Annotated in this window: 12 protein-coding genes; 7 read left to right on the forward strand and 5 right to left on the reverse strand. The window is 65.7% G+C overall.

Annotation, left to right across the window (positions count from 1 at the left end; translation table 11 throughout):
• Positions 1–82: 82 nt before the first annotated feature.
• On the reverse strand, positions 83–1,030 hold the full coding sequence (gene hemC, locus F3H35_RS00730; protein ID WP_149777759.1) for a hydroxymethylbilane synthase: 948 nt from the start codon (positions 1,028–1,030) through the stop codon (positions 83–85).
• 95 nt (positions 1,031–1,125) lie between these two features.
• On the opposite strand from hemC, the gene hemE reads away from it, so the two are divergent.
• Positions 1,126–2,160: a uroporphyrinogen decarboxylase gene (hemE, locus tag F3H35_RS00735; RefSeq protein WP_149777760.1), complete on the forward strand. Its 1,035-nt coding sequence runs from the start codon at positions 1,126–1,128 to the stop codon at positions 2,158–2,160.
• Between the two features lie 175 nt (positions 2,161–2,335).
• Positions 2,336–2,575, forward strand: a complete 240-nt coding sequence (locus F3H35_RS00740; RefSeq protein WP_149777761.1) for a type II toxin-antitoxin system Phd/YefM family antitoxin — start codon at positions 2,336–2,338, stop codon at positions 2,573–2,575.
• A 143-nt stretch (positions 2,576–2,718) separates the two neighbouring features.
• Here F3H35_RS00740 and F3H35_RS00745 read toward each other — a convergent pair whose 3' ends face one another.
• Entirely contained in the window at positions 2,719–3,936 is a 1,218-nt protein-coding gene (locus F3H35_RS00745) for a glycerophosphodiester phosphodiesterase family protein (RefSeq protein WP_149777762.1), read from the reverse strand.
• 335 nt (positions 3,937–4,271) lie between these two features.
• On the opposite strand from F3H35_RS00745, the gene F3H35_RS00750 reads away from it, so the two are divergent.
• Positions 4,272–5,483 (forward strand): bifunctional alpha/beta hydrolase/OsmC family protein, encoded by a 1,212-nt coding sequence (locus tag F3H35_RS00750; RefSeq protein WP_149777763.1) that lies wholly within the window; start codon positions 4,272–4,274, stop codon positions 5,481–5,483.
• Positions 5,484–5,504: 21 nt separating this feature from the next.
• Here F3H35_RS00750 and F3H35_RS00755 read toward each other — a convergent pair whose 3' ends face one another.
• A complete protein-coding gene (locus F3H35_RS00755; protein WP_149777764.1) occupies positions 5,505–5,867 on the reverse strand; it encodes a response regulator transcription factor in 363 nt (120 codons plus the stop codon).
• A gap of 170 nt (positions 5,868–6,037) precedes the next feature.
• On the opposite strand from F3H35_RS00755, the gene F3H35_RS00760 reads away from it, so the two are divergent.
• From F3H35_RS00760 to F3H35_RS00775, 4 genes are all read left to right on the forward strand, one after another.
• Complete coding sequence (locus F3H35_RS00760; RefSeq protein ID WP_149777765.1) at positions 6,038–6,412, forward strand: DUF1636 family protein; 375 nt, start codon at positions 6,038–6,040, stop codon at positions 6,410–6,412.
• A gap of 5 nt (positions 6,413–6,417) precedes the next feature.
• Positions 6,418–7,362, forward strand: coding sequence for a threonine-phosphate decarboxylase CobD (cobD, locus tag F3H35_RS00765; protein WP_149777766.1), 945 nt, complete (start codon positions 6,418–6,420; stop codon positions 7,360–7,362).
• Positions 7,359–8,285 (forward strand): adenosylcobinamide-phosphate synthase CbiB, encoded by a 927-nt coding sequence (gene cbiB / locus F3H35_RS00770; RefSeq protein ID WP_149777767.1) that lies wholly within the window; start codon positions 7,359–7,361, stop codon positions 8,283–8,285. The genes cobD and cbiB overlap by 4 nt, the downstream gene beginning before the upstream one ends.
• Before the next feature lie 91 nt (positions 8,286–8,376).
• The gene (locus F3H35_RS00775; RefSeq protein ID WP_149777768.1) at positions 8,377–9,546 is read left to right on the forward strand and encodes a lytic murein transglycosylase; all 1,170 of its coding nucleotides are present in this window, start codon (positions 8,377–8,379) and stop codon (positions 9,544–9,546) included.
• A 10-nt stretch (positions 9,547–9,556) separates the two neighbouring features.
• On the opposite strand, the gene F3H35_RS00780 is transcribed toward F3H35_RS00775, so the two are convergent.
• Positions 9,557–10,180: a hypothetical protein gene (locus tag F3H35_RS00780; protein ID WP_149778359.1), complete on the reverse strand. Its 624-nt coding sequence runs from the start codon at positions 10,178–10,180 to the stop codon at positions 9,557–9,559.
• An 803-nt stretch (positions 10,181–10,983) separates the two neighbouring features.
• Complete coding sequence (smc, locus tag F3H35_RS00785; protein ID WP_149777769.1) at positions 10,984–14,439, reverse strand: chromosome segregation protein SMC; 3,456 nt, start codon at positions 14,437–14,439, stop codon at positions 10,984–10,986.
• Between the last annotated feature and the right edge of the window lie 165 nt (positions 14,440–14,604).

The following is a 14,604-nucleotide window of genomic DNA, read 5'->3' on the forward strand; positions in this document are numbered from 1 at the left end:
AGATGGAACGCGCCCCACGATCGGATGCAGCACAGCGTTTCGCGAAAGACCGACAGTCAGGTTTTTCGCGGAACGCTCTGGATCAGCCGCGCCAGTCGAAGAAGCCCGGGCCGGCCCGCTCCAGAAGCTTGCGCCCCATCTCGTGGCCCAGCTTTGCGCCATCCTCGATCAGAGCGGATTGATCGTCATCGAGCGCCTCGCTGCCATCGGGGCGCAGCACCTGACCACGCAGGCGCAGCGTGCCGCCATCCAATTCGGCCAGACCGGCGATCGGGGTTTCGCAAGAGCCGTCGAGCGCCGCCAGGAAAGCACGCTCGGCGGCAAGGCGCTGGCCGGTCGGCGTGTGGTGGATCGCCTCGAGCATTTCGGCGGTGCGGGTATCGTCGCGGCGCCGCTCGATACCGATGGCGCCCTGTGCGACGGCGGGCAGCATCTCGTCGGTCTCGATTGCGGCGGTGGCCACTTCTGACCGGCCAAGACGATTGAGCCCGGCCATCGCCAGGAAGGTACAGGCCGCCACGCCATCCTGGAGTTTCTTCAACCGTGTCTGGACGTTGCCCCGGAACTCGACCACATCGAGATGCGGATAGGCGACCAGAACCTGGGCCTTGCGCCGCAAGGACGAGGTCCCCACCTTGGCGCCCGGTTCCAGATCGGCCAGCCCGCCCACATGCGGCGAGACGAACGCATCGCGCACATCCTCACGCGGCAGATAGGTGTCCAGCACCAGCCCCTCGGGCTGCAGCACCGGCATGTCCTTCATCGAGTGGATGGCGATGTCGATCTCGCCGCTCAGCATCGCCTCCTCGATCTCGCGGGTGAACAGGCCCTTGCCGCCGATCTCCTTGAGAGGGCGGTCGATGATCCTGTCACCGGTCGTCTTGATGACCACGATCTCGAAGGCCTCGGGCGGCAGATCGAAGGCAGCGGAAAGCCGGCTGCGTGTCTCATACGCCTGCGCAAGCGCCAGCGGAGAGCCGCGCGTGCCAAGCTTCATGGGTGTGTCGGGTGTCGGTAAATCACGTGTCATGACAACGGTCTAGACGTGTAAACCGCGCCTGACAAGCGCAGGGTGCTTGACATTGTGTCGCCTTGAGGTGACCACCAAGGCAAACGGAGGGCGACATGGCTGTGGAAAAGACGATACTCAAGGCACTTGCAGGGGAAAAACAGACCACCCCTCCGATCTGGATGATGCGCCAGGCAGGCCGCTATCTGCCGGAATACCGCGCCACCCGGGCCGAGGCCGGAGACTTCCTTTCCTTGTGTTATAACAGTGACTTGGCAACCGAAGTCACGCTCCAGCCGATCCGCCGCTATGGCTTTGACGCAGCCATCCTGTTTGCCGATATCCTGCTGGTTCCGCAAGCGCTTGGCGCCGATCTTTGGTTCGTGACGGGTGAGGGGCCGCGCCTGTCGACGATCACCGACCAAGCCGGGCTGAACGCGCTGAAACCGGCCAGCGACATCCACGAAACCCTTAATCCGGTTTACCAGACCGTGCGCAATCTGTCGCAGGCACTGCCGCGTGAGACGACGCTCATCGGATTCGCCGGCGCGCCCTGGACGGTGGCCACCTACATGATCGCCGGGCGCGGCACCCCGGATCAAGGCCCCGCCCATGCGCTCAAGGCTGAAAACAAAGCGGTTTTCGAAGCCCTGCTGGAGCGGATCACCGAAGCCACGATCGAATATCTCTCGGCCCAGATCGAGGCTGGCGCCGAGTGCGTCAAGCTCTTCGACAGCTGGGCAGGATCGCTCAAGGGTGAAGATTTCGATACCTATGCGACCGCCCCCGCCAAACGCATCATCGCCGAACTCAAGGCGCGTCATGGCGATATCCCGATCATCGCCTTTCCGCGCGAAGCCGGTGACAAGTATATCGGATTCCACGAGAAAACCGGCGCCGACTGTGTCGCGCTCGATGATTCGGTCACGCCTGAATGGGCCGCCGAACATGTGCAGGTCTCGGGCTGCGTGCAGGGAAATCTGGCGTCGAAACATATGGTGACCGGAGGAGATGACCTCGTGCGCGAGACCCGCCGCATCGTCGAGGCGTTCCGGGGCGGGCCGCATATCTTCAACCTCGGCCATGGCATCACCCCCGAGGCTGACCCCGACAACGTGCAGCTGATGATCGACACGGTGCGCGGCGCCTGAGCCCGTACGAGTCGTACGAAACCGACACGGCTTTGGGACCAAATCCGGCGCCCCGGCGCGGATTTGTGTCCATCCCGTACGCAAGTCGCCGATCACGCCCCGCCGCGCGCCGCCTTCAGACAATCCTAACCTTTTTGACCCAATCTGACCTTTCCCGACACCCGGAGGTCACACCATGGTCATCGAAGTTTCCAGCGACAGGCTGCGCAGCCAGCTTTCGGCGCATGTCGATCATCTGCTGGCCACCGGCGAACGGCTGATCCTGACGCGCCATGGGCGCAGCGTCGCGGCGCTGGTGCGGATGAAGGACCTCGAAGCGCTGGAATCGGTCGACCAGAACCGTGAGATCTTTCTCGAACAGCGCCATGCCGAGCGGATGCGCGAATTCCGGATGCTTCGGGATGGGCTTCTGTGAGGCCGGCGCTTCTTCTGGCCGGAAATATCCCGGGGGAGACGGTGAAATCCCCCTCGGGATTTCACCGGCGGGGGCAGAGCCCCCTGATCATGAAAACAGCGCGCGCGCCCAAGGCGCGCGCACCGCTGAACCGACCGCTGCGGTCAGTCCAGACCGAAGCAATTGGCGTAATATGTCGTCGTGGCGGGCCAATCGCTGAACACGCCCTCGACCCCCACCTTGTCATGCAGGGCGTGCAGGATCGTGAAATAGTCGCCATCCGTGTCGGTCACGTCCTTGACCGACTGGAAATACCACCCGCCCCCCGATGTGAGCGGCCCCGAGCGTTCCAGCGTCCAGGTGATCAGCTTCAGCCCCGCCTCTTTCGCCGCCAGCGCATAGGGCGACGGCACCATCTCGCCCTCTTGCGTGGTCAGCAGCATCCACATCGGCGGCGCGATATAGACAACGCCCATATCGGCGAGCGCCTGCATGGAGGGCTCGAACGTGGCGGGGGTCATGTAATCGAAGCCTTCCACGCCATAGCGCCCGTCAAGATAGACGGCCTGCGCGCCGAAGTCGGGCTCGTTCTCGATCCAGTAGAGCACATCGTCGAGATTGAAACTTTGCGGCCAGACATCGGATGCGGGGATGCCCGCGGCCTTGTATTCGTCGATCAGCTTCTGGGCATAATCGGCCTGGCTGAAGCCGTTATGCGGCATCTCGACCGACGGGGATTTCAGCTCGGGCGTGAATTTCGCGCCGAGCGCCTTGAAAAGCGCGATCGATTCGGCATGGGTCATCAGCGTGCCGCCTTCGGTCGCATAAAGATCGGTGCGCCATTTGGCGGTGCCGTCCATGTAGCCCTCGACCGTGGTGGCGCTGGTATCGGCGGCGTCCATCTTGCCGGTCAGCGTGCGGAATTGCGCCAGCGTGATCTCGGACGTGCGGCATTCGGCAGTGGCCGGCGTGTCGCCCTGCGCCGGCGTAAAGGGTGTTACGCAGGTCTGGGCCAGATCCGAGGCGAGGATATCGGTCGTCGTGTGCAGATCGTTCTGCGCATGGCGGCAGACCAGTTCATGATCGGCGGTGAAGGTCACGTCGCATTCAAGGATGCCCGCCCCCATGCGCGCCGCGGCACGGTTGGATTCGACCGTATGTTCGGGAAACATGAGCGGCGCGCCACGGTGTCCGATGGAAAAATCCGAACGCTTGGGCGTCTGCCCCATGCAGGACGCGAGCTTGTCCTTGAGCGGGCCATCGGCCATCCGGTCGATCAGATAGGCAGGACGCGGCCCATACCCAAGGCCGTCAGCGGCAAGGGCGGCGCTGGCGCAAAGGGCAAGGGCCATGGCGGTGGACGTGGCGGATATCAGGCGCATGAAAATCTCTCCGAGTGGTGTTGGTCCATGGGATTTCACATGACCGGGCCATGTCGACCGTCATGTGACGGTTTGGACAAATTCCTGTGACAATGCCCCTTCGCGACACCGCCCTGCCCCAGCCCCCCGGATCGCCGCGACGATCCGGCAGGATCGGCAAGGGGCAGCCCTGCCGCGGCGGATCACGCGGTGCCGAGCGCGCCGCCGAGCGCACCGAAAACGCGCCCCTGTCGGATAAAGCCAGACTTCACCACTGCGTGACGGATCCGTCACATGGCTGGCAGCGGGCGATGGCAGGACCTAGGTTGAGGGGAAAGAGCACGAAAGGATGCGCCATGCCGACCGAGCGTTTCACCTTCACCGGCCATTCCGGCGAGGCTTTGGCCGCACGGCTCGACCTGCCGGAAGGGCCGCATCTGGCGACCGCTGTGCTGGCGCATTGCTTCACCTGTTCCAAGGACATTCCCGCCGCGCGCCGGATCGCGGCGCGTCTGGCCGGGGCCGGGATTGCAGTGCTGCGCTTCGATTTCACGGGCCTCGGCCATTCGCAGGGCGAATTCGCCAATACCTCCTTCACCTCGAACATCACCGATCTGGAACTGGCCGCCAAGGCGCTGGCGGCGCGCGGCATGGCGCCGGGGCTGCTGATCGGGCATTCGCTTGGCGGGGCAGCCGTTCTGGCCGCGGCCCGGCGGATCGAGAGTGTGACGGCGGTGGTCACCATCGGTGCGCCCTATGATCCGGGCCATGTGATGCATAATTTCCACGATGCGCTGGAGCAGATCGACAGCGAGGGCCGCGCCGATGTGGATCTGGGCGGGCGCAAGGTGACGATCGGGCGCGACTTCGTGGAGAGCGTCAAGGCCGAGAGCCTGACCGACGAGATCGCGCATCTGCACCGCGCGCTTCTGGTCTTGCACGCGCCGCGCGACACGGTGGTGGGCATCGACAATGCCGCCGAGATCTTCATGGCCGCCCGGCATCCCAAGAGCTTTGTCACGCTGGACGACGCCGATCACCTGATCTCGGAGGCGGAGGATGCCGAATATGCCGCCTCGGTGATCGCCGCTTGGGCCACCCGCTATCTCGAGCTCAAGGCCCCTGCCCCGCCGCCCGGCGCGCCCGAGGGGATCGTGCGCGTGACCGAGGCGGATCCGGGCGGGTTCCTGCAGGACATCCAGTCCGGCCCGCGGCACCATGTGCAGGCCGACGAGCCCGAAGCCTATGGCGGCACCGACCGGGGCATGTCGCCCTATGGGTTTCTGGCGGCGGGGCTTGGGGCCTGCACGTCGATGACGATCCGGATGTATGCGCGGCGCAAGGGCTGGCCCCTGACGCATGTGAGCGTGGATGTGAGCCATGACAAGGTGCATGCGCAGGATGCCAATACCCGCAGCGAGGCCAAGGCGGACCGGTTCACGAGGGTGGTGCGTCTGAAGGGTGATCTGGATGACGCGCAACGCGAAAGGCTGCTCGAGATCGCGGATCGTTGCCCGGTGCATCGCACGCTGGAGCGTCATTCGGAGATCGTGACGAAAGCGGGCTGAGACAGCGCGACGCCGCAAGGCTCAGGCAAAACGCCCGTAATGTTCGACCATCGCCGTCAGATCTTCGGGCGGGGTGTCGGATTGCAGGAAGGCGCAGGCGTTCTTGCTGATCGCAAAGATCGAGCCATCCGAGAAAAAGGCGCTGTTGGTGACGAAGATCACCCGCGTGTCGGGATGGCGGTAGCTGGCCAGGTCAGACACCGCGAGCGCGCTGCCCTGATCCAGCATCAGATCGAGGATGATGACATCGAAGCGCCGCGCGCCAAGCGCCGATGCGGCACCTGACTGGCTGGTTTCAACGCGCACGGCCATGCCTTGCCGTTGCATATGGCGCTGCCAGAGCGCGCCGAGCGCCGGATCGCTTTCGACGATCAGAACTTGCATTCTTTCCCCCTGCCCCGCCGGTTTGTGCGACGCGGTCCCCCTCTTGTCTTGCCCAAAGTATTAACAAATCGTTAACGCGGGCGTGGAGGATCCCGGTACAGGCCAAACCCCGCTTGTCACCGCGCCCGAATCCGGGTTTGAAAGGCACCGAACCGCAAAAGAGGCATGACATGACCACCTGGATCACGATCTGCGACACCTGCAAGCGCGACGATTGGGACGAGGCGACACACTCGCGCAGTCATGGCGAAGACCTGGCTGAGCGGGTCGAGCGCCAGGCCGAGGGGCGCAATGTAAGGACCCGGCGGGTGTCGTGCCTGATGGGCTGCGGGCATGGCTGCAACGTGGCTGTTCAGGCCGAGGGCAAGCTGGCCTATACGCTGGGCCGCTTCATCCCGGATGACGAGGCCGCGGCGGCGATCGTCGATTATGCCGAGTTGCACGCGCAAAGCGAAACCGGGCAGGTGCCGTTCAAGCAGTGGCCACAGGGGGTGAAGGGCCATTTCGTGACCCGCCACCCGCCGCTGCCGCACACCGGAGACTGACCGGCGTGACGACCCCGCGCGATCATGGCGGAGGTCTGGATGCGGCCGTGGCGCGCCATGGCGGCACGCGGGAGGCTTGGGTCGATCTCTCGACCGGGATCAACCCGGTGCCCTATCCGTTACCCGATCTGCCGAACGACGCCTGGACCGCCCTGCCCGACCGGGGCGCGCAGGAGGCGCTGATCGCGGCGGCCCGCGATTTCTGGGATGTGCCCGCGGGGGCGGCTGTGCTGGCAGCACCCGGCGCCTCGGCGCTGATTGCGCGGCTGCCGGGGTTGATGGCTGCGGGGCGGGTGCATGTTCCGGGACCGACCTATAACGAACATGCCGCAGCCTTTGCCGCGCATGGCTGGGAGGTGATCGAAACCGATGGGCCGGCAGCACAGGCAAGGGTGATCGTGCATCCCAACAATCCCACCGGGCTTTGGCATGACGCGGCAAGCCTCGATGCGGGGCTGATGGTGGTGGATGAAAGTTTCGCCGATATCGCACCCGACCGGTCGCTGATCGGCCATGCGGCAAGGCGCGGTGTCATCGTGCTGAAAAGCTTTGGCAAGTTCTGGGGTCTGGCGGGGCTGAGGCTGGGTTTCGCGATTGGCGACCCCGAGCTGATCGCCCGGCTGGAGACGCTGCTGGGGCCGTGGCCGGTCTCTGGCCCGGCGCTGAGGATCGGGCGCGCGGCGCTGTGCGACAGGGTCTGGGCGGATCAGACGCGCGCCCGCCTGACCGAGGACGCGGCGCGTCTGGATCGGCTGGTGACGGGGGCCGGGGCGGAGCTTGTCGGCGGCTGCGCGCTCTTTCGGCTCTATGATGTGGGCGATGCCGCCGGCTGGCAGGAGCGGCTGGCCGGGCATCACATCTGGAGCCGGGTGTTTCCCTATTCCGACACCTGGCTGCGCCTCGGGCTGCCCGGACCGGACCAGTGGACCCAGCTGGAGGCGGCGCTATGAGCACGGCACTGGTGCTGGCGATGGCCATGGTTCTGGATGCGGCATTCGGTGAGCCGCGCTGGCTGTGGGAGCGGGCGCCGCATCCGGCGGTCCTGATGGGGCGCGCGGTGGGCTGGCTGGATTCGCGTTGGAATGCAGGGCCTGCGCGTCGCGCCAAGGGCATCGCGGCGATGGCAACGCTTGCGGGCGGTGCCATCGTGCTGGGCTGGGTGCTGGGGCTGGCGGGCTGGCCGGTGGAGCTGCTGGTGGCGGCGATTCTGCTGGCGCAAAGATCGCTGGTGGATCATGTGCGCGCGGTGGCCGATGGGCTGCGGCTGTCGCTGGGCGAGGGCAAGCGCGCGGTGGCTATGATCGTAGGGCGCGACACCCAAGACATGGGCCGGGCCGATGTCGCCCGCGCGGCCATCGAATCGGCGGCCGAGAACCTGAGCGACGGGGTGATCGCCCCGGCCTTCTGGTTTCTGGTGGCAGGGCTGCCGGGGCTGCTTTTGTACAAGATCACCAACACCGCCGATTCGATGATCGGCTATCGCACGCCGCGCCACGAGGCGTTCGGCTGGGCGGCGGCCCGGCTGGACGATGTGCTGAACGTGATCCCCGCGCGGCTGACCACGGTGCTGATCGCGGTGACGCATGGCGGGCTATCGGGCGCGCGGGCAGACTGGAGCGGGATTACGGCGGATGCCCGAAAGCACCGCTCGCCCAATGCAGGCTGGCCCGAGGCGGCGATGGCGCGCGCGCTCAATGTGGCGCTGTCGGGACCGCGATCCTATGACGGGCGGTTGCAGCATTTCGACTATGTGCACCGTTTCGGAGAGAAAGAGATCGGCGCGCCGAGCATCGAGGCGGCCTGTGCCGCGCTGTGGCGGACATGGGCGGCGGCGCTGGCGCTGGTTGTGGTGATCGGGGTGATCGCGGGCTGAGTGGCCTGTCGGTTTTGTGATGCTTGGGAGTGTTTGCGGGCGTATCCGGTTGGCTTAGGGTGTGCCGTGTCGGTTAAAGGAAAGTCCTGCCATGCGTATCTTGCCCCTGATCTGTGTTCTGGCCCTGACTGCGGGGCCGCTGAGTGCCGAGGAGTGCGGCGGCAGTTTTGCCGGTTTCATCGGAGCGATGAAGCAAGAGGCGGTGGCGCGCGGCCATGCGCCCGCTACGGTCGAGAGGTTCTTTGCCGGGGTCCGGCAGGATCCTGCGGTTCTGCAGGCGGACCGGAGGCAGGGCGTGTTCCAGATGCCCTTCACCGATTTCGCCCGCCGCCTGATCAGTCAGAACCGCATGACCAAGGGCCGCGATCTGGCACAGCGGCATGATGCGATCTTCGACAGGATCGAGCGCGATTACGGGATCGACCGGGGTGTGCTCTTGGCCTTCTGGGCGTTCGAGACGGATTACGGCGCGTTTCAGGGCGATTACAACACGGTCAACGCGCTGGTCACGCTGGCGCATGATTGCCGGCGCCCGGAGCTGTTCCGGCCACAGGTCTTTGCGGCGCTGGAACTCTATGAGAACGGCGATCTGGACCCGGCGACCACCACGGGGGCCTGGGCCGGTGAGATCGGCATGGTGCAGATGCTGCCGCGCGACATCATCGAGCACGGCTCGGACGGGGATGGCGACGGGCATGTGAGCCTGACCAGTTCGCCCGAGGATGCGCTGTTGTCGGGGGCACGGATGCTGAGCGCGCTTGGCTGGCGGCCCAATGAGCCGTGGTTGCAGGAGGTGACGGTGCCGGGCGATCTGGATTGGTCGCAGAGCGGGCTGCGCACGCAAAGGCCGGGGGCCGACTGGGCGGCGATGGGTGTGCGCCCGAGGCATGGCGAGATTGCGGGGGGCCTGCAGGCGAGCCTGTTGCTGCCACAGGGGCGCGGCGGTCCGGCCTTTCTGGCCTATCCGAATTTCCGCGTCTATTTCGAGTGGAACCAGAGCTTTGTCTATGTGATGACCGCCGCCTATTTCGCCAACCGGCTGCAGGGTGCGCCGGTGTTCGAGGCGGGCAAGCCCGCCGAAGGGCTGTCTGGCGAGGACATGAAAGCGCTGCAGCGCAAGCTGGCGGCGCGCGGGTATGATGTGGGCGGGATCGACGGGATCCTGGGCGCGGGCACACGCGCCGCGGTGCAGGATGTCCAGCAGGAGCTGGGCCTGCCCGCCGATGCCTGGCCGACGCGGGCCTTGCTGAACCGGCTTTAGGCCAAAGGCGTCAGTTGATCGGGGGCGCGGTGACGCGCGGCGTGTCGATGGTTTCGCCGATCGTCGCCAGAAGCGCCTGCGCGCGGTCATGGCCCAGCTTGGCGGCCAGAACCTCGTTGCGGGGATACCAGTCGTAGCGGGTGTCGTCGGGCAGGCGCGCCCAGAACAGCACGCCCCCCTTGCGCCACGGATCCAGAACAAGGCCGTCATACATGCTGTCGCCCGCGCGGCTGATGATGGCGGTGGAATGCTCGAGCCGGATATTATCGGCATTAGCGATAGCGCGGTGCATCTGGAGCGTGGCGAAGTTTTCGCGGTTGAGCCGCTCTTCGATATCCTTGGCCCAGTGCCAGCACAGGCCGCGCGGCTTGAGACCCATGTTGACCTTCGTATTATGAACGATGGGCGGATCGGTGATCTGGTACTCGCGCGAAAGTTGATGGGTGTAGTCATAGGCGATCTGCGCGGCGCGGTTGGCCTCGACGGGGTCGATGCCGGGGCCAAGCGCGAGGATGGCCTGTTCGAGACGCGCCTTGTCCTGCGGCGTGCCGGGGGGCGGGCCGTCGGGATGCGCGGCACAGGCGGCGAGCAACGGCAGGGCCAGCAGCGCGACAAGGCGGATCAGCAGGGTCATCGGGGCGCAGTCTCCGGCATGGGTGCGATAGGTCAAGGTGCTAGCCCGAGAGGTTCTTCTTGTCGAGATTTTCCGGATGGAAGACCCGGCGGATGTGGCACGGGAAAGACAGCCGGTTGCGCCGCAGAAGGCGGTTAACCAAGGGCGTGGGGACGGGTTTACTTTTTGGCAAGGTTTGTACAGGATACTGGGCATACGAAAGTTTGGTCAGTTTCACCACTGAACCAGATGGCCCGGCAGAGCTGCTACTCTGCCGGGCCTGACTTTTTCAAGGGGTCATCGCCCTATCCAAAGCCGGATGATGGCGATCAACAGCGATCCCGCTGCAATGGCCACCATCCATTTACGAAAGTTCCTTGCGGTCAGGTCCACCACCTCCTCTCGCTGCAAAGGATTGCAGCCCTTTGAGGGGGGCATAAGGTGATGAAGAAACACTTAACGCAGCCTGTTGCGCCAAGGCGAGGGGAGGCAAACCAAAGCTGCGCGGGCGGGTTTACTTTTTGGCAAGGTTTGTGCATGATACTGGCCATGCGGAAAGTCTTTCGGATCATCACCGAAAACGTGGCCCTGCAGAGCGGTAACTCTGCCGGGCCTTTCCTTTTTCAAGGGTGGTTTACCCTATCCAAAGGCGAATGATCGCGACCAGCAGCGAACCTGCTGCAAGCCAGACCATCCATTTGCGGAAAGTGGTTTCCTTCAGATCTATCACCTCCTTCCACCGCAAAGGATTGCAGCCTGTGCAGTGGACGGCAGCGGAATTAAGGAAAGGTAAATTCTGTTGAGGACGGGCCACGCGTCCGACGTCAGGCGACCATCGCCTCGGCCTTCTTGAGATCGACCGAGACCAGCTGGCTGACGCCCTGTTCGGCCATTGTCACGCCAAAGAGGCGGTCCATGCGGCTCATGGTGACAGCGTGGTGGGTGATGATGAGAAAGCGGGTTTCGGTGCGGCGGCACATTTCGTCCAAGAGGTCGCAGAAGCGGCCCACATTGGCGTCGTCAAGCGGGGCGTCGACCTCGTCCAGCACGCAGATCGGGGCGGGATTGGCGAGGAACACCGCGAAGATCAGCGCCAGCGCCGTGAGGGTCTGTTCACCCCCCGACAAAAGCGAGAGCGTGGCCAGTTTCTTGCCCGGCGGCTGGCACATGATCTCGAGCCCGGCATCGAGCGGGTCATCGCTTTCGACCATTACCAGATTGGCCTCGCCGCCACCAAAAAGGTGGGTGAAGAGCATTGCGAAGTTGGAATTGACCTGCTCGAAGGCCGTCAGAAGGCGTTCGCGCCCTTCGCGATTGAGACCGGCGATGCCGTTGCGCAATTCGCGGATCGCCTGTTCGAGATCATCTTTCTCGGCGACGAGGGTGTCGTGTTCCTGCTGCACCTCGCGGGCGTCCTCTTCGGCGCGCAGGTTCACGGCGCCGAGCGCGTCGCGCTGACGTTTGAGGCGGTTCACATCGGCTTCGATCGCATCCGAGGCGGGCATGCTGTCAGGGTCGGCGCCGAGCTGTTCCAGCAGCTTGTCGGGTGTGGTGTCCTGATCCTCGGCGATGCGTTCGGCGGCATAGGCGACGCCTTCGCGGGCGGCGTCGGCGCGGGCCTCAGAGCGGGCGCGCGCCTCGCGGGCCTCGGAGGCCTGCCGTTCGGCCTCGCGTTCGGCGGCGATGGCGTCGCGGGCGGCACCTTCGGCGACCGACAGCGCATCAGCGGCGGCGGCGCGGCGCGCTTCGGCCTTGTCGATCTCGCTGCCCAGTTCGGCGCGTTTGGCGGCCAGTTCTTCGGGGCGGGCGGAGGCTTCGGTCAGCTCGGCCTGCGCGGCTTCCTTGCGTTCGGCCAGTTCGGCGCTGCGCTTTTCGGCGGTGTCCAGACGGTGCCGCCAGCCGCTGATTTCCTTGGTGACTTCCTGCGAGCGCCGGATACGCGCTTCGCCTTCGCGGCGCAGTTCGTCATGGGCAGAGCGCTTGGCCATCATGGTCATGCGCGCGGCTTCGACCGTCATCTTGACATCTTCGACCTCGGCGCGGGCGGCATCGAGATCGCCCAGATCCTTGACGCCTTTTTCGGCCTCGGCCAGTTGGGCGCGGGCGGCGAGCGCCTCTTCCTCGTGGCGGGTGACGGCAAGACCCAGGGATTCGAGCTTGGACTCGGCGAGGTTGCGATCGGCCTCGGCACGGCTGAGGGCGCGGTTGGCCTGTGTCATCGCGGCATCGGCGGCGCGGCGGGCCTCGCGGGCCTGCCTGTCGGCCTCGGTCAGATCGGCAAGGCGCTGGCGGAGGGTTTCATGGGCCTGCACCGCGCCTTCGGCGCGGGCGGAGGCATGGGCCATCTGCTGCTTGAGCTCTTCCAGACGGTTGAGCTGCTGGAGACGCAGGGCGGCGGCGGAGGGCGCATCCTCGGCCCAGGCGCGGAACCCGTCCCACCGCCACAGATCGCCCTCGGTGGTCACAAGGCGCTGACCGGGCTTGAGCAGGGGTTGCAGGCGGGGACCATCCTCGGGATCGACAAGGCCGATCTGGGACATGCGGCGCACCAGAACTTCGGGCACGTTGACATGGGCCGACAGGGCGGTGACGCCATCGGGAAGGGTCTGAGACTGCGGATAGCCGGGAAGGACGGCCCAGCCTGAGGGGCCATCGGCATCGACCTGGGGCGCGCGCAAATCATCGGCCAGAGCCGCGCCGAGCGCCTTTTCATAGCCGGGTGCCACCTGCAGAAGGTCGAGGATCTGGCCGCCTTCGGCGGTGTCGCGCTGCACGAGCCGCGCCAGCGCCGTGACTTCGGCGGAGAGCGCGTTCAGCTCGCCCTCGGCCTCGGAGCGTTCAGAGCGGGCGGTGGCTTCGCGGCTCTGGGTTTCAGAGCGTGCGTCGTCGGCGGCATTGAGCGCCTCTTCGGCGGCGGCAGCCTTGGCGACGGCCTCGGCCTCGGCGGCTTGGGCGGTTTCGAAATCGCGGGCGGCCTGCGAGAGCGCGTCGCGCGCGGTGCCTGCGGCATCGCGGGCGCGGGCGGCTTCGGTTTCGCTTTTCTCGAGCGTCTTGCGGCTGTCGGACAGGAACCGCTGAGCCGATTGGTGGCGGGCGGCAAGGCGGGCCACATCCTCGGTCAGTTCGCTGAGATGGGTTTCGCGGTCCTGAAGGATTTGCGCGGCGTCACGGGCATCCTCGGCGGCGGCGGTGAGGCGGTCCTGATGCCCCTCGCCGGCCTTGGCCAACTCGCGGGCTTCCCATTCGAGCCGGGCGATGGTTTCGCCCGCGTCGCGGTTGAGCCCGGCTTCACGCTCCATGTCACGGGTCAGTTGCTCGATCCGGCCCTGCAGGGTTTCGATCCGGGCGCGGGCGTTTTCCTCTTGTTCGTTGAGCGTGTCGCGATGGACCTGAAGGCGCTGCAGGATCGCGGCGGCAATCGCCTCTTCCTCGCGGCGGGGCGGCAGGGCGTCATCGGCGGCGGCACGGGCCTTGGCGGCGGCACGGGCGGCGGCCTCGGCCTGAGCGGCGGCGGAGGTGCGCTCGCGGAGTTCCTGCTCGGCGCGGGCGCGGGACTCATCGGCTTCTTTCCAGCGGCGATAGAGCAAAAGGCCCTCGGCGAGGCGCAATTCGTCACCGATGGCGCGGTAGCGGGCCGCTTGGCGGGCTTGCCGGGCAAGCTGTGCAAGCTGATTGGCGAGTTGTTCGATCACGTCATCGACGCGCGCGAGGTTCTGTTCGGCGCCGCGCAGTTTGAGTTCGGCCTCGTGGCGGCGCTGATAGAGGCCCGAGATCCCCGCGGCCTCTTCGAGGATGCGGCGGCGGGATTTCGGCTTGGCGTTGATCAGCTCGGAGATCTGGCCCTGACGCACCAGAGCAGGCGAATGCGCGCCGGTCGAGGCATCGGCAAACAGCATCTGCACATCGCGCGCGCGCACGTCCTTGCCGTTGACCTTGTAGGCGCTGCCCACGTCGCGGGTGATGCGGCGGACGATTTCGAGGTGATCGCTGTCGTTGAAGCCCGAGGGCGCCAGACGGTCGGAATTGTCGATATGGATCGACACTTCGGCGAAATTGCGGGCCGAGCGAGAGGCGGCGCCGGCGAAGATCACATCCTCCATCCCGCCGCCACGCATGGCCGTGGGGCGGTTTTCGCCCATCACCCAGCGCAGCGCCTCGAGCAGGTTGGACTTGCCGCAGCCGTTCGGCCCCACCACCCCGGTCAGACCATGCTTGATATGCAGGTCGGTCGGGTCGACGAAGCTTTTGAAGCCGGTCAGTCTGAGCTTGGTGAACTGCAAGGGCACCTCGGGGGATGATTCCGCGATATGGGATAAAGTGTGGAGGGCGGTTGGCGCGTCTGTCAACGACAAACCCCACGATATGGGTGCTCAAGAACAGTTATCCACAAGATATATGCCTCGAATGGCAGATTTCCGCCCGAGGGCGACAGCGATCGGGAAGCG

The organism is Roseovarius litoreus (assembly GCF_900142765.1).
Taxonomy (GTDB): domain Bacteria; phylum Pseudomonadota; class Alphaproteobacteria; order Rhodobacterales; family Rhodobacteraceae; genus Roseovarius; species Roseovarius litoreus.